Origin of the sequence: Cupriavidus sp. SK-4 (genome assembly GCF_000611125.1) — a bacterium.
Lineage (GTDB): Bacteria > Pseudomonadota > Gammaproteobacteria > Burkholderiales > Burkholderiaceae > Cupriavidus > Cupriavidus necator.
The window spans coordinates 55,779-70,288 of sequence record NZ_JFJW01000050.1; the positions used below are offsets into that span (position 1 = coordinate 55,779).

The 14,510-nt window shown below is 67.5% G+C and carries 10 protein-coding genes; 2 read left to right on the forward strand and 8 right to left on the reverse strand.

All coding sequences use genetic code 11. The features are described from left to right. Position 1: 1 nt before the first annotated feature. The 7 genes from CF68_RS09875 to CF68_RS09905 all read right to left on the reverse strand — a co-directional run bounded on the left by CF68_RS09875 (position 2) and on the right by CF68_RS09905 (position 10,292). The gene (locus CF68_RS09875; RefSeq protein WP_035817962.1) at positions 2–475 is read right to left on the reverse strand and encodes a tripartite tricarboxylate transporter TctB family protein; all 474 of its coding nucleotides are present in this window, start codon (positions 473–475) and stop codon (positions 2–4) included. Between the two features lie 230 nt (positions 476–705). Next, positions 706–1,674 (reverse strand): tripartite tricarboxylate transporter substrate binding protein, encoded by a 969-nt coding sequence (locus CF68_RS09880; protein ID WP_035817965.1) that lies wholly within the window; start codon positions 1,672–1,674, stop codon positions 706–708. 547 nt (positions 1,675–2,221) lie between these two features. Further along, the gene (locus CF68_RS09885) at positions 2,222–3,058 is read right to left on the reverse strand and encodes a ChaN family lipoprotein (RefSeq protein WP_051591470.1); all 837 of its coding nucleotides are present in this window, start codon (positions 3,056–3,058) and stop codon (positions 2,222–2,224) included. A gap of 16 nt (positions 3,059–3,074) precedes the next feature. Then, positions 3,075–3,437 (reverse strand): DUF2149 domain-containing protein, encoded by a 363-nt coding sequence (locus CF68_RS09890; RefSeq protein WP_051591471.1) that lies wholly within the window; start codon positions 3,435–3,437, stop codon positions 3,075–3,077. Then, positions 3,434–3,943 carry a MotA/TolQ/ExbB proton channel family protein gene (locus CF68_RS09895; RefSeq protein WP_035817968.1) on the reverse strand — a complete coding sequence of 170 codons (510 nt, stop codon included), beginning with the start codon at positions 3,941–3,943 and terminating at the stop codon, positions 3,434–3,436. Before CF68_RS09895 ends, CF68_RS09890 begins: the two co-directional genes overlap by 4 nt. Positions 3,944–3,987: 44 nt before the next feature. Next, positions 3,988–7,995: a cobaltochelatase subunit CobN gene (gene cobN / locus CF68_RS09900; protein WP_235205719.1), complete on the reverse strand. Its 4,008-nt coding sequence runs from the start codon at positions 7,993–7,995 to the stop codon at positions 3,988–3,990. 17 nt (positions 7,996–8,012) lie between these two features. Further along, complete coding sequence (locus tag CF68_RS09905) at positions 8,013–10,292, reverse strand: TonB-dependent hemoglobin/transferrin/lactoferrin family receptor (protein ID WP_035817974.1); 2,280 nt, start codon at positions 10,290–10,292, stop codon at positions 8,013–8,015. A 50-nt stretch (positions 10,293–10,342) separates the two neighbouring features. Between CF68_RS09905 and CF68_RS38220 the strand changes: the two genes are divergently transcribed. Together CF68_RS38220 and CF68_RS09915 are read left to right on the forward strand one after the other, a co-directional pair. After that, positions 10,343–10,816 carry a type II toxin-antitoxin system RelE/ParE family toxin gene (locus CF68_RS38220; protein ID WP_235205720.1) on the forward strand — a complete coding sequence of 158 codons (474 nt, stop codon included), beginning with the start codon at positions 10,343–10,345 and terminating at the stop codon, positions 10,814–10,816. Then, a complete protein-coding gene (locus CF68_RS09915; protein ID WP_035817979.1) occupies positions 10,813–11,193 on the forward strand; it encodes a helix-turn-helix domain-containing protein in 381 nt (126 codons plus the stop codon). The genes CF68_RS38220 and CF68_RS09915 overlap by 4 nt, the downstream gene beginning before the upstream one ends. Positions 11,194–11,220: 27 nt before the next feature. Here the strand turns inward: CF68_RS09915 and CF68_RS09920 are convergent, their stop codons facing one another. Next, on the reverse strand, positions 11,221–14,427 hold the full coding sequence (locus CF68_RS09920; protein WP_035817982.1) for an efflux RND transporter permease subunit: 3,207 nt from the start codon (positions 14,425–14,427) through the stop codon (positions 11,221–11,223). Positions 14,428–14,510 lie beyond the last annotated feature (83 nt).

Consider the following 14,510-nt stretch of genomic DNA (forward strand, 5'->3'; position numbering starts at 1 on the left):
CTCAGAAGCCAGCGATGGGCAGCAGCGGCAGGTTGATGCCGAGCAGGAACTCAAACAGCGCCCACATCGGCACCGTGATGCACAGGCCGATCAGCGCGTCGCGCACGATGCGGCGGCTGCCGTAGCCGCGCGCCACGCACACCATCAGCAGCGTGGAAGCGAACACGAAGCCAAGCGTGCCGATCAGCGCCATGTTCAGCACCAGGCCCGCGGCCACCCACAGGAAGCCGCCGAAGTTGTGCGGCGCGTTGGGCAGCTCGGCATCTTCTTCCGGCATGTTGCGGAAACCGCCGCGCACGCCCTGCCAGGTCAGCAGCGCGCCGCACACGGCCAGGCCGACGGCCACCAGCGTGGGCACGAAGCGCGGCGACAGGCCGGCGTAGCCCTCTTCGCCGGAAATGCCGGACAGCCCGAGGAAGAAGAACAGCGAGAGCGCCAGCACGGCAATGCCGATGGCGAGGTGCGAGGGTTTCATGGAGACTCCTTGGCCTTTGTCGCCAGCAGGGGCGCTGGCGTCCGCGACGCTGGCAGGTGCTGCCCGCGCGGCGGCAGGGCCCGGCGACATATGGTTTTTGTCTGGTATCGCAGGTGGACACCCCGCCCTGCGCCGTTTTCCTGCCGCCGGGGTCACCGGCGGGGTTGGCAGGCACGACAGGTAAAGCAGGTTGATGCGGTACTACGGGATTGCGGTGCTGCGGGTGGCCCTTACTTGGCCACGCCCAGTTCACGCAGCGAGCCGCCCAGGCGGGCCGATTCGCTGTCGACGAACTTGCCGAACTCGTCGCCGGTCAGCAGGAACGGGGTCCAGTCATTCTTCTGCAGCGTGTCCTTCCAGGCCTGGCTCTCGGTGGCCTTGACCACGGCGTCGATCATGGCCTTGCGCTGCTCGGCGCTGATGCCGGGCGCGCCGTACACGCCGCGCCAGTTATAGATCTCGACGTTCACGCCTTGCTCCTTGAGCGTCGGGATATCGGCGGTGCGGTCCTTGGAGGTCACAGCCAGCGCGCGCATCTTGCCGCTCTTGATGAAGGGCAGGAATTCCGACACGCCGGCAATGCCCACCGTCACATGGCCGCCCATGATCGAGGCAGAGGCTTCGCCGCCGCCCTGGAACGGCACGTAGTTGATCTTCTTGGGATCGACGCCCGTTTCCTTGGCGATCAGGCCGGCCAGGATGTGGTCGATCGAACCCTTGGAGCCGCCGCCCCAGCTGACGCTGCCCGGGTTGGCCTTGAGCTGCGTGGTCAGGTCCTTGACCGACTTGATCGGCGAGCTTGCCGGCACGGTGATGACCATGGTGTCGGCAAACAGACGCGCGATCGGGGTGGCGTTCTTCAGCGTGACCGGCGGCTTGTTGGTCTCGATCGCGCCCACCATCACCGCGCCCACCACCATCAGCGCATTGGGGTTGCCCTTGTCGGTATTGACGAACTGCGTCAGCGCGATGGTGCCGCCGGCGCCGCCCTTGTTGTCGTATGAAGCGGTCTTGGCCTGGCCCGCGGCAATCATCGCGGCGCCGAGCGAGCGGCCGGTCTGGTCAAAGCCGCCGCCGGGGTTGGCGCCGATCATGACCTTGACGCTGTCCAGCGCGAAGGCCGGCGCGGCGGCGAAGGTGGCGGCAACGGCGGCCGATGCCATCACGGCATGGGCCAGGCGGGAATAGGTACGGCGCATAGCGGTCTCCTGGTGTTACCGGGGATGCGCCATGCCAGCCTGCTGGCAGCCGCGATCCGACCCGGGCGTTCCGGCTGCCACTGCGTTGCGGGGGACGGGAAGACAGCCTGGCGGACGGCGCGAAAGGCGCAGTGCCGGTGCTTGTCTCCTGTCCGGCGCGGCGGGGCGTGGCCGGGACTGTTCTTGGACTTTTGGTGAACGTCAGACCGGAATTACCGGTCATGGGGCGGATTCTAGGCGGCGGAAACTGTCAAAAGGCTGTCAATTGGGGGGAGAAATGGTCGGGGTTTACGTGGATGGCGCCCTCACGCGCCGACGGTTTGCTCCCCTCTCCCGCCTGCGGGAGAGGGGCAGGGGGTGAGGGCAGGCGCGTCAAAGGCTGAGGCCCGTGGGTTAAAACCGTTGGCTCCGCTTGGTGTGGCACCTTGCTAGACCACCCCTCACCCCGGCCCTCTCCCCATGAGGGGAGAGGGAGAACATCTTGCTTAGGCTAGTTCGGGCGGCTTGGGTGCATCCAAAACCGTGCGCCTGGTCGTTGTTGTGGGTCTTAACCCGCCGGCTTCACCTGCAGGCACGGGTCCTTGCGCGCCACCGCAGGCACCACCACGGCCATGTCGAACTCGCCGTCGGCCGGCGGGTTTTCCACATACCCCACGCTGACCACCTGCCCCACGCCCACCCCCAGCCAGCGCGGCACGCCGATGTCGCGCCGCACATGGCCGTTGCCGGCGATCAGCACCGCGCCGCGCTGCGCGTAGGGGCGCAGCGTCTGCGCCATCACCGCATCGCGCGCGGCCTGCGCCGCCAGCATCCCGGGCAGCATGGCCTTGGGGAAATTGCCGCAGTGGCCCTGGTCGAGCACCGCCGTCTGCGCGGCCACGAGGTCGTCGGGCAGCGCACCGGACAGGCCCAGTTGCTGGCGCTCGCCGGCCGGGAACAGGCTGTCCAGTCCGCCGCGCACGATCTTGCCGGCGTCGGCGCGCGACAGGTTGGCCGCCACCAGCGGCAGGTCGTACTGCAGCGCCAGCGCCACCACCGGCCGGTACAGCGGCCATTGCCAGGCACCGCCGCCGGCCTGGGCGATCAGGTAGTCGGCATCGCGCGGGCGCTCGCGGCGGGCGCGCTCGATATCCGCCTGGCGCTCGCGGTCGAACTGCTCCATGGCGATGGCGGGGCGCCAGCCTTGCTCGACTGCGCGCGTCAGCGCGGCCAGGCGCTGCTGCTGCGCGGCGGCGTTGTCGTGGACCTCGCCCAGCAGCACGTAGGACTTGCCGGCGAAGGCGGCGCTGACCGCCTCGGGTGCCGGGCCGGTGGCGGCACAGCCGGTGGCCAGCACAGCGACAGCGGCGGCCAGCATGCCGGCAATGCGCAAACGGAATGACATCACGCAGTTCCTTTCCTTATCTCGTTGTGGTGGCGGGGTTGGCGGCCTGCGCTCCCGCTTGTTGCCCGGCCTGCTGCTCCGGCACATACACCATCGACCCGTCCTTCATCCGATAGGCTACGCCAGCCTTGATGCCATCGCCCGAGCCCACCTGCCCGCTGGCCTGGTAGCGCACCACCTTCTCGCCCTGGCGCGACACGATCTCCATATTGGGCTTGCCCGGGTTGGTGATGATGGTCACGTCGTCATGCGTGAACGGGTTGGCCGGATTCTGCGCGATCGCCACCAGCAGGGCGGCGATCACCACCAGGAACACGTCGATCAGGTTGACCACCGACAGGATCGGGTCGTCGGCTTCGCTCTCTTCCAGGAACTTCATTCCGCGGCCTCCCATTGCGGCCGCGACTGGCCCAGCCACACAAGCTCCTCGGCCAGCCAGCGGCGGCGCACATTGACCACCCAGAAGGTGATGCTGGCCGCGATCAGCGCCAGGATCACCGCGGAGAAGGCAATGGTCAGATTCTCGCCTACATTGGCCAGGTTGCCACCGGACAGGCCCTTGAGCGCCGGACCCATCGGGATCATGGTGGCCACCAGCCCCAACATCGGCGCCACGCGCGTGGCGATGCGCGGGCGTTCCAGCAGGCGGTGCGCGGCAACGTCGAGCGCGTCGGCATTGGCCACCTTGTGCCGGCGCGCCCACGTCACCAGCACGTAGCCGCGCCCGCTTTCGATCGGATGGCGCGCGCGCAGCCAGGCCTGCATGGCGAACTCGCCCAGCGCCCAGAAGGCATACAGGAACAGCAGCGCGATCAGGGCCAGCGTCGGGATCAGGAACAGCTGGCCGACGTCGTACATCAGGGTTTCAAGCAGGGTAGGGGTCATGGTGTGTCGTTTTCAGGAATTCGATGGATGCTTCTGCAAGGGGCTCAGCGCGGTCCCGGTATCCAGCTGCCGCCGGCAGCCGCCTGGCGGCGCCGCGCGCTGACGGCGCCGCCGGCGATGGCCGCGGCCAGCGCGATGCCGCCGGCCAGCCATGACAGCACCGGCACGATGGCGGCCGCGGGCGGCTGGCGCTCGACCAGCTGCATGCCCTGCACGGGCTGGGGTTGGGACTGGTTCGGCGCTGGCGGCGGCACCGGTGCGGATTCGGCCGCAGCGGGCTTTGCCGGCGCGGCAGGTTTGGCAGCGCGGGGCGCCGCCGCCGGCGCCTGCATGCCGAAGCCCTCGGCCGCGGCCTGCACCTGCTGCTTGCGGTACTGGTTGAACGCGCGGTTGTTGCTAACGATGTCATGGCGCTGCGCGAGATCCTCGTAGCGCTGCGCCAGCGTCTCCAGCAACTTGCTGTCGGCCTTCCAGTAGCCCTTGCGCGCGGCTTCCAGCATGCGCTCGATCACCTGCGCCTGGGCATGCGGCGCGTTCTTCTCGAACCACTCGTTCAGCCCCAGCTTGTGCTTGTCGTTGACATAGACCTCGGCAAACTCGGTCCACTGGTCGTCGCGCACGATCTCGGGCGAGACCGCGGTCCAGCCCCAGAAGTTGTTGACGGAGTCGAGCACGTTCAGCGCGCCGCTGTAGCCCTCGGCCTTCATGCCCTCGATCCAGCCCGGATGGAAGTAGCGCGTGCGCAGCTCGCTGGCCAGGAAGCCCGCCGCGGTCTCGGTGCGCGCATTGCTGGCATCGCGCAGGTTCGAGATCAGCAGCTCGGGCGCCTTGCCGGTCAGGTGCCGCACCGCCAGGCCGATGCCGCCGAGGTACTGGAACGGATCGTCGGTGGTCAGCATGCCGTACAGGTTGGAGCTGCGCGCCAGCAGCGCGCCGTCCACGCCCTTCAGGTTCTCGGCGTACAGGTTGACCTGCGGCAGCGCCTCGCCCCAGTGCTGCTCGTCGGGGCCGTAGGCGTACTGCATGCGGGCAAGGTACAGCCTGGCCAGCTTGGCATCGGCCTCGCGGCCGCTGCCGAAGGTGTCGGTGGCCATCGCAGCATCGTTCAGGCCGGTGCCGTAGTTGCCCGACTCGCTGGCGAAGATGCGCGTCACCGCCAGCGAGTCGAGCCGGTCGGCGGGGACGTTGAGCTTCGCCAGCCGCTCGCGCACCGCGCGCGTGTTGGCGGCGACGACGTTGTCGGCCTCCGGCTTCGCGGCGGCCAGCTTCACCGCCTCGGCCAGCCACTTCATCAGGTTGGGGAAGTGATCGCGATACAGGCCCGTTGCCGACAGCACCACGTCCACGCGCGGGCGCCCGAGTTCCGCCGCGGGAATCGCCTCCACGCCAACGACTCGGCCGCCATCGTCCCACTTGGGCTGCACGCCCAGCACCGCCATGGCCTGTGCTTCCAGCATGCCCTGGTGGCGCATGGTTTCCACGCTCCACAACGAGAACGCCAGCTTGTCGGGATACCGGCCATGGCGCTTGCGCCAGTCGGCGATCATGGCCTCGGCCGCGGCCTGGCCGGCCTTCCAGGCTTCGCGGCTGGGCACCTTGGAGGGATCGAAGCCATACAGGTTGCGTCCGGTCGGCAGCGTGTCGGGATTGCGCACCGGATCGCCGCCGGTGCCTGGCAACAAGTGCCGGCCCGCCAGCGCGGTCAGCAGTCCCGCGTTCTCCGGCGCGGCGTCGAGGCTGGCGTAGAGCTGCCGCGCGCGCTCCATGTCTTCGCGCTGGCGCGCATCGCGCAGCTCGTCCAGTGGCGCGCCTTCGGCGACGTGGCGGCGCACCATCGCATAGGGAGCGGTTTGCGCAAGCTGTGCATAGTCGACCGCGAACAGCTCCTCCGGCTCTTCCGGGAACACGCGCTTGAGCCAGTCCTTGCCGAGCATCGCCATGGTCGTGTAGAGCCGCAGCCCGTCGTCCTGCGACTGGCCGAAGGTATGCAGGCCATAGGGCTGCAGCGTGCCGCCGAGTTCATGCAGGTGGATATGCAGCGCATCGAGATAGCCGGTGAAATCGGTGCGCGCGCGCGCCGCGGTCCAGCCCATGTCCTCGAACAGGTGCATCGAGGCGCTGCGCGCCAGGATCTGCTGCCTGATCGTGTCCTTCACCGCGCCTTCATCCTGCTGCAGGAACTGGTGCAGCTGGTCGTGCAGCGACACCAGTTCGGTATGCAGGCCCGCCGGGCGGAACGGCGGCGTCTGGTGGCTGACGATGACGGCGCGGCCGCGGCGCTTGGCCTGGATCGCCTCGCCCACGTCGTCGACGATATACGGGTAGATCACCGGCACGCTGCCCAGCACCAGGTAAGGCTGGTCGGTGACGGACAGGCCGCGCTCCTTGCCCGGCGTCCATTCCTGCGTGCCGTGCGTGCCGTAGTGCACCAGCGCCTCGCGCCCTTCGCGTGCCCACAGGTAGGCGGCCATGTAGAAGTGGTTCAGCGGCGTGGTGGTGGAGTGGTACAGCGCCTTCTCGTCGGATTCACTGCGCTCGCCGCGCGGCGGCACCGGCATCAACGCGACATTGCCGAGCTGCAGGCGCGGGATCACGAAGCCGGCCTCGCCGTTGCGCGTGGTGGCCATCGTCGATTGCTCGGGGTTGCCCCAGCGCTGCGCCACCGAGGCGCGGAATGCGGCAGGCTGCGCGTCGTACCAGCGCCGGTATTCTGACATCGGCATCCACACCGCCATGCCCGCATCGAGCAATGGTTCGAGCTTGCCGCTGCGGTAGAAGGGCGCAAGCAGCGCCCCCAGGTCGCGTTGCAGACGCGCTTCGTCGGCCGCCTCGGTGGTGTAGCCAGCGGCGCGCAGCGCGGCCAGCGTGCTGGCCAGGCTCCTGGGCAGGTTCAGGAACGATGCCGACAGGTTCTTCTCGCCGGCCGGGTAGTTGTAGTAGAGGATCGCCACGCGCTTGTCGGCATTGGGCAGCTGCCGCAGCCGCGCCAGTGCCAGCGCCTTGTCGGCCACGGTGTCGAGCTGCGCCGGCAGGCTGACGATGGCGCCGTCGCCCTTCGCGGTAGCCGCCGCGACGATGGGATCGATCACGCCGGCCAGTTCGGGCTGCACCAGGTAGAACGGCGTATCGGTCAGGCTGATGCCGTGCGGATCGTCCTGCCACGCCTGCGTATCGCCCTTGCGATAGGGCATTACCTGCATCACGGGCACGTCGAGCTTTTCGAACTCGGCCTTGCGCCCCTGCGGGTTCAGCATGATCTGGCCGTTGATGAGCACGTCGACCAGGCGCCTGCCTTCGGGCATGGCCATGCGCAGGATGCCGTCGGCATCCATCACCGGGCCGTAGAAGGTGAGCACGCGCGCATGGCGGGCTTCCAGGCGGCGGATCAGGTCGTCGATAAAGGCGCTGTCCAGCCCCGAGACATAGGCCTGGTGGATGGCGATGCCGATCACCGGGCCGCTGCTGCCCGACGCGGCCAGCGCTTCTTCCGGCGAGGTGGTGATGACGTTCGCCAGCTTCGGATGGTAGTAGGCCGCCTTGGGGAATGGGACCGGTGCCGGGATACTGCTATCGGCGCGCAGGCGGAACTGCTGCGCGGCCAGCGTGCGCATCATCGCGCCGAAGTTGGCACGGCCGCCATTGACGTAGTACGCATGCAGCTGCGCGGCAAGCTTGTCGTCAACGCCGTGCGCCTCATAGCGGTCGGTCGTTACCAGCACGCGCGGCACGCGTGCCTGCGTCCATAGCGGGCCCAGCTTCTGCAGCATCGCGGTGACGATATGGTCGCGCGGCGCATCGACGATCAGCAGGTCGGCGTCGTTGATATAGGGCGCGATCTCCTGCGCCGGCATGCGTTCAAGATAGCGCGCCTCCAGCGCCATGCCTTGCGCCTGCGCCATCTCGCGCAGCGGCGCGAACTTGCCGGCGGGCACCGGCGAGCTGGTCAGGATAGCGATGCGCGGCAGCGCGGCGGCATGCGCTGCGCCGGCCAGCATCAGCAGCCATAGCAGCGCCCACACGAAGCGGCTTCTCATTGTGTTTTGTGGGGACATGGCAGAGCTCCTGCGGCTCAGAATGACAGCTTCAGGCTGGCGGCAAAGGTGCGGCCAGGCTGGGTGTAGAAGTCCACGCCAGGCTCGGTGGCCGCGACGCCGGTCTGGCGCACATCGCCCCACAGCCAGTACTTCTTGTCGAACAGGTTGTTCACCGACAGCGCCAGGCTGACGTAGCGGTTGAAGCGCCACCACGCCTGCAGGTCGACCACGCCGTAGCCCGACGGCTTGAAGTAGGTGAACGAGGTATCGTCGGTGCGCGTGACCGGCCGCGCGCCACGCCAGCGAATGCCCGCGCCCTGGCCCGGCGTGCGCTCCCAGCTCAGGCCCGCGCTCGCGCGCAGCGGCGACACGCTGTTCAGCGGCTGGCCGGTCTGCTCGTTGTTGCCGTGCGCATAGGCCACCGCGCCGTCGACGCGCCATTGCGGCAGGAAGCGCCACGTACCGCGCCATTCGGCGCCGTAGATGCGCACGCTGGTCTGGTTGCGGTATTGGTAGGTCGCGCGCAGGCCGGGCAGGCAGGCCGGGTCGGACGGGCAGGTCAGCTGCACCTGCTCGATAAAGTCGCGGTAGCGGTTGTCGAACACGGCGACGCTGGTCTGCACGTTGTCGTCGGTATAGCGCGCGCCGATTTCGAACGAGCGGCTCTTCTCGGCGTTCAGGTCGGCATTGGGCGCGGCGCCGTAGCCCTGCACCGTGTTGCGGAAGCTGCCGTTGACTTCCTGGTAGTTGGGCGCGCGATAGCCGAAGACGTATTGCGCCCACAGGTTGACGCGGTCGGTCGCCTGCCACAGCGCCGACAGCTTGGGCGACACATGCGAATCGCTCTTGCTGACCGCGGGGCGTCCCGCGGCGCTGTTGTAGACCAGGTCGTCGCCATCGGGCGAGAGCGAGTAGTGGTCATAGCGCAGCCCCGGCGTCAGCGTGAAGCGGCCGTCGAAGAAGCGCAGCTCGTCCTGCACGAAGAGCCCGGTCTGGCGGGTCTCGCCGGTGGGGAAGTCGTGGCGCGGGAAGGTCTCGCCGGCGATCGACTTCGACGTGGTGCCGGTGCTCAGGTTGCGCACCAGCCCGTCGCGCGACTCCGCCGAGCGCACCCGCAGGAAATCGACGCCGCCGATCAGGCGGTGCTCGACGCTGCCGGTGGCGAATGACTTGTCGGCCTGTACGTTGAAGCCGGTCTGCTGCTGCCTGAACGCGAAGTCGAGATCGACACTGCACAGGCTGGTGCCGCGCGTGGTGGCCGAGCAGGCCGTGCTGGTATTGCTGCGCACCTGGTTGGTAAAGGTGCTGGTGTCGGCTTCCTGGTAGTAGACCTGCGCGGCGAGCCGGTCGAGCACGCGGCTGGCGGGCTTCCATTCGTAGTCCAGGCTGACGCGGTCGCGCTTCAGGTCTTCGCTGCCGGTGGACGAGGTCACGCGCGGCAGCGCGCTGGACAGCCGCAGGATATCGGTATCGGTATTGCCTTCGCGATGCTCGTAGGTGAGCTTGAACTTGTGCTCGGGGCTGGCATTGAGCAGGATCTTGCCCAGCCACGCCTGCGTGCGCACGTCCTGCGGGTTGGGCCTGGTGCGATTGACCGAATTGGAGTCGTCGCTGCCCATGTTCTTCATTTCATGCGCATTGCGGTTCGCGTACATGAAGAGACCCTGGATGGTGTCGTTGCCGCCCGCGACGCCGGCGGTCTGGCCGAAGCCGTTGTCGATGCCGTTCCAGTTCAGGCCCAGTTCGCCGCCGGCCTTGCGGCCGTGCATCAGGTCGGAGGGATCCTTGGTGGCATACGCGACCACGCCGCCGATCGCATCCGAGCCGTACAGGCTCGATGCCGGGCCGCGCAGCACTTCGACGCGCTTGAGGAACGAGAACTCGGGCGCATCGCGCGTAGCGCTGGAGATGTTCGACGGGCCGCCGCCGTTGAAGAAGTCGGGCAGGCGCACGCCGTCGACCATCTGCAGCACGCGGTTGTCTTCGATGCCGCGGATATTGATGCTGCCGGCACCGAAGCGGCGGCGGTCGCGCGGCACGTCGATATCAGGCTCGTCGGCAAACAGGCCGGCCTCGTCGACAGGCTGGGCGCGCTCGATCTGGCGCGCATCGCGGGTGGTGATGGTGGAGGCGACCGAGTCGGCGCGTTCCGCGGTGCGGGTGGCGGTGACCACCACTTCATTGAGGGCCGCGAGGCTGGTGCGCTTGCTATCGCCCTCGTCGGCAATGGCTGGCGAACCTAACGCTGCGCAGACGGCAGCGACAGGCGTGACCCGGATAGTGGCGCGCAGGCGCGCCAGGCAGCGACGTTTCATGGATTCTCCCCAGAAGAAATCGGGCGCTGGCTGGCGGGAAACCGTGACGGATGGCTGGCTGGCGTGCAGGCGCTGATCGCGAAATCGAGGTTGTCGCGGGTGACGCCGCTTTAGTTAACGAGAATTATTATCATTTAAGTCTGATTGGTAAAGGACTTAAATCAAAGGATGTGGCGGCAGTACGACATGCATGGGATGTTCGAGATCGGCGCCGAGTGGCGATGCAAACTTTGTTTGCTGCGGTGTTAGCAACCCACTACTATTTCATGTACGCGATCGAGTTCACCAGACAAGCCGCCAAAGCTCTGAAGGCAATGCCCAGGAGCCTGGCAGCAACGATCCGCGCAAAGATCGATGCGCTTGCCGTGGATCCCTACGCACCAAACCCGAATGCCAGAAAGCTGGCCGGCCGCGAAGGCTACCGGCTGCGGGTTGGCGACTGGCGCGTGCTGTACCAGATCGAAAACGGCCGGCTAGTGATCGTGGTGCTGGCCGTCAGTCCACGTGGAGGCGCCTACAAATGACCGAAATCCAGTTTATCGAGCGGGACGGCCGCCGCGAGTTTGCAGTAGTACCCATAGAGGTCTGGGAACGCGTCAAGCATCTCATCGAAGCTGCCGACGACGTCGCCCTGTTCGATGCCGCCAAGGCCGAGGACGATGGCTTCCGGGTGCCGGCCGCGGTGCTGGATGCCGAGCTGGCGGGAGATCACCCAGTAAAGGCCTGGCGCAATTACCGCCGGATGACACAGGACGCGCTTGCCCGGGCCTGCGGCCTGAGCAAGCCCTATCTCAGCCAGATCGAGAACCGCTCCCGACCCGGCAGCCACGACGCGCTGCGGAAGCTGGCGAAGGCGCTGGACGTACCCTGGGAGATGCTGGCAGACCAGAGAGAAGGCTGAGACGAGGTTACGGGGAGCAAGAAAGCCTCAGTGCTGCTTCACCGCTTCCCCAGGCGCCTTCTCCGGCAGCTTGTTCCCCTCCGAATCGATCTGCAACGGCCCCGTCCCCGAGAACCGGTCCAGCGCGAGGTAGATCACCGGCGTGATAAACAGCGTGATCACCTGCGAGAACAGCAGGCCGCCAACCACTGCCAGCCCCAGCGGCTGGCGCAACTCGGCACCCGCGCCTAAGCCGAGCGCGAGCGGCAACGCCCCCATCACGGCAGCAAAGGTCGTCATCATGATCGGCCGGAAGCGCAGCAGGCACGCCTGCCGGATCGCCTTCGCCGGTGTCATCCCTTGTTCGCGCTGCGCCGCCAGCGCGAAGTCGATCATCATGATCGCGTTCTTCTTGACGATGCCGATCAGCATCAGCACGCCGATCACCGCGATCAGCGACAGCTCCACGTTGAAGATAAACAGCGTCAGCAACGCGCCCACCGCCGCTGAAGGCAAACCCGCCAGGATCGTCAGTGGATGGATATAGCTTTCATACAGCACGCCCAGCAGCGTGTAGATCACCGCGATGGCTGCCACCAGCAGCACGATCTGCGTGGCCTGCGACGACTGGAACACCGCCGCGTCGCCGCCCCAGCTGGTGAAGATCGAGCTGGGCATGGCGATCTCCTGCCGGTAGCGGTCGATGCGCGCCGAAGCATCGCCCAGCGCCGCGCCCGGCGCCAGGTTGAACGACACCGTCACCGAAGGCAGCTGCCCCTGGTGGTTGACGGCGATCGGCCCGACCCGGCGCTCGGTGGTGGCGAAGGCGGAGATCGGCACCATCTGGCCGGTCTTGCTGCGCACATAGAGTTTGGAGAACGCGCTCTCGTCGGTGCGGTCGACATCGGCCGCCTGCAGGATCACGTAGTAGTTGTCGATCGGCGTGTAGATGGTCGAGACCTGCCGCTCGCCGAAAGCGGAATACAGCGCGGTGCGCACGTCCTGCATCTGCACGCCCAGCGCATTGGCCTTGTCGCGATCGATCGACAGGTGCGCTTCCAGCCCGGACTGCTGCGAATCGCTGGTGACGTCGCGGAAGATCGGATCGGCGCGCATCTTCGCCATCAGCTTGTCGGAGGAGTCCTGCAGCTGGCCGGCCTTCACGCTTTGCAGCGTGTACTGGTAACGGCTCTTGCTCTGGCGCCCGCCCAGGCGCAGGTTCTGCACCGGCGAGAAGTACACTGCCAGGCCCGGAATGCCGGACACATCTTTGCGCAGCGACTCCACCACCGCGGGCATTTTGGCGCGCTCGCCGAGCGGCTTGAGCTCGATGAACATCCGCCCGGTGTTGATCGCGGGCGAGGGGCCGCCGCCGATGGAAACCACCACGCTCTTGACCGCGGGGTTGGCGCGCATGCGCTCGGCCGCGTCGCGCAGGCGCGCGGCCATGGCATCGAAGGAAATATCCTGCGGGCCTTCGGCGTTGACCTGGATCTGGCCGATATCTTCCTCGGGGAAGAAGCCCTTGGGAATGGTGACGAACAGCACCGCAGTCAGCACGAACGTCAGCCCTGCGACCGCCAGCACGGAGCGGCGATGCGTCAGGCACCAGTCCAGCCCGCGCGCATAGCGGTGCAGCGTGAACTCGAACAAGTTCTCGAACCACTGCGTCGAGCGCATGCCCAGGGTCTGCTTCTGCGCCACGGCGGGCGGCGCCGCGTGGCCCGGAGCATGGTCGCCATAGGCGTGGTGCGACTCGTCCACCGGCACGTTCTCGGCCGACAGGAAGCGCGCGCACAGCATCGGGATCAGCGTCAGCGACACCAGCGCCGACACCAGGATCGCCAGCGACACCACCGCCGCGAATTCATGGAACAACAGGCCGATCACGCCCGGCATGAAGAAGATCGGGATAAACACCGCCACCAGCGAGATCGAAATCGACAGGATGGTGAAGCCCATCTCGCGCGAACCCACCAGCGCGGCCTTCAGTGGCGCCACGCCTTCCTCGATATGGCGCACGATGTTCTCGAGCATGACGATGGCGTCGTCCACCACCAGGCCCACCGCCAGCGTGATGGCCAGCAGCGAGACGTTGTCCAGGCTGTAGCCAAAGGCCTTCATCAGCGCCACCGTGCCGATCAGCGAGATCGGCAGCGATACCGTGGGGATCAGCGTGGCGGCGGCGCGGCGCAGGAACAGGAAGATCACCATCACCACCAGCGCCACGGTCAGCGCCAGCGTGAACTGCACGTCGTGGATCGATTCGCGGATCGAGTTCGAGCGGTCGTTGACCACCGCGACATTGACCGAGCCCGGCATCTGCGCGATCAGGCGGGGCAGGGCGGCCTTGATGGCATCGACCACCGCCACGGTGTTGGCGTCGGGCTGGCGCAGCACGGCCAGCACGATCGAGCGCTCGTTGTTGAGCCAGCTGCCGGTCTTGATGGTCTCGACGCTGTCCTCGACCTCGGCCACGTCAGAGAGCCGCACCAGCGCGCCGCTGGGCTGGCTCGCGACAATGATGTTGCGGAAGGCGTCGGCGCTGGTGAGCTGCCGGTTGGCCTGGATGGTCAGGGTCTGGCGCGCGCTGTCGAGCGTGCCCACCGGCGTGTTGGCGTTGGCGCGGTTCAGCGCCGTGGCCAGCTCGTCCAGCGTCAGGCCGCGCGCGGCGAGCGCATCCGGGTGCGCGCGCACGCGCACCGCAAAGCGCTTCTGCCCGAATATCTGCACCTGCGCCACCCCCGGCAGCGTGGCCAGCGTGGGCGAAATCAGGTTGTCGCCGAAGGCGTTCAGGTCCGCCAGGCTCATCGCCGGCGAGTTGATCGCCAGCAGCAGCACCGGCGCGTCGGCCGGGTTGACCTTGCGGTACGACGGCGGCACCGTCATCTCGATCGGCAGCGAACGCTGGGCGCGGAACAGCGCCGCCTGCACGTCGACGGCCGCGTCGTCGATATTGCGGTCGTTGTTGAATTCGATGGTGATGCTGGAGTTGCCGAGCGTGTTCGACGAGCTGATCACCGACACGCCCGGGATCGTCGCAAACTGCTTTTCCAGCTGCGTGGCGACCGATGCCGCCATGGTCTCGGGGCTGGCCCCGGGCAGGGTCGCGGTGACCTGGATCACCGGCGAGTTGAAGCTGGGCAGCGCGGCAATGGGGATGGTCGGGTACAGCACGATGCCGGTGACCACCACGGCCAGGCACAGCAGCACCGTCATCACCGGACGGCGGATGCAGAGTTCAGACAGCGTCATGGCTCAGTGCCCCGCGGTGGCGGTGGCCGGGCGGGCGGCGGCGGCCGAGGCACCGGCGGCCGGGGCCTCGCGCACCAGCGCGC

Coding starts and splice junctions, on each gene's coding strand:
- CF68_RS09875 (WP_035817962.1), bottom strand. CDS start 475: ATGAAACCCTCGCACCTCGCCATCGGCATTGCCGTGCTGGCGCTCTCG.
- CF68_RS09880 (WP_035817965.1), bottom strand. CDS start 1,674: ATGCGCCGTACCTATTCCCGCCTGGCCCATGCCGTGATGGCATCGGCC.
- CF68_RS09885 (WP_051591470.1), bottom strand. CDS start 3,058: ATGTCATTCCGTTTGCGCATTGCCGGCATGCTGGCCGCCGCTGTCGCT.
- CF68_RS09890 (WP_051591471.1), bottom strand. CDS start 3,437: ATGAAGTTCCTGGAAGAGAGCGAAGCCGACGACCCGATCCTGTCGGTG.
- CF68_RS09895 (WP_035817968.1), bottom strand. CDS start 3,943: ATGACCCCTACCCTGCTTGAAACCCTGATGTACGACGTCGGCCAGCTG.
- cobN (WP_235205719.1), bottom strand. CDS start 7,995: ATGTCCCCACAAAACACAATGAGAAGCCGCTTCGTGTGGGCGCTGCTA.
- CF68_RS09905 (WP_035817974.1), bottom strand. CDS start 10,292: ATGAAACGTCGCTGCCTGGCGCGCCTGCGCGCCACTATCCGGGTCACG.
- CF68_RS38220 (WP_235205720.1), top strand. CDS start 10,343: ATGGCTGGCTGGCGTGCAGGCGCTGATCGCGAAATCGAGGTTGTCGCG.
- CF68_RS09915 (WP_035817979.1), top strand. CDS start 10,813: ATGACCGAAATCCAGTTTATCGAGCGGGACGGCCGCCGCGAGTTTGCA.
- CF68_RS09920 (WP_035817982.1), bottom strand. CDS start 14,427: ATGACGCTGTCTGAACTCTGCATCCGCCGTCCGGTGATGACGGTGCTG.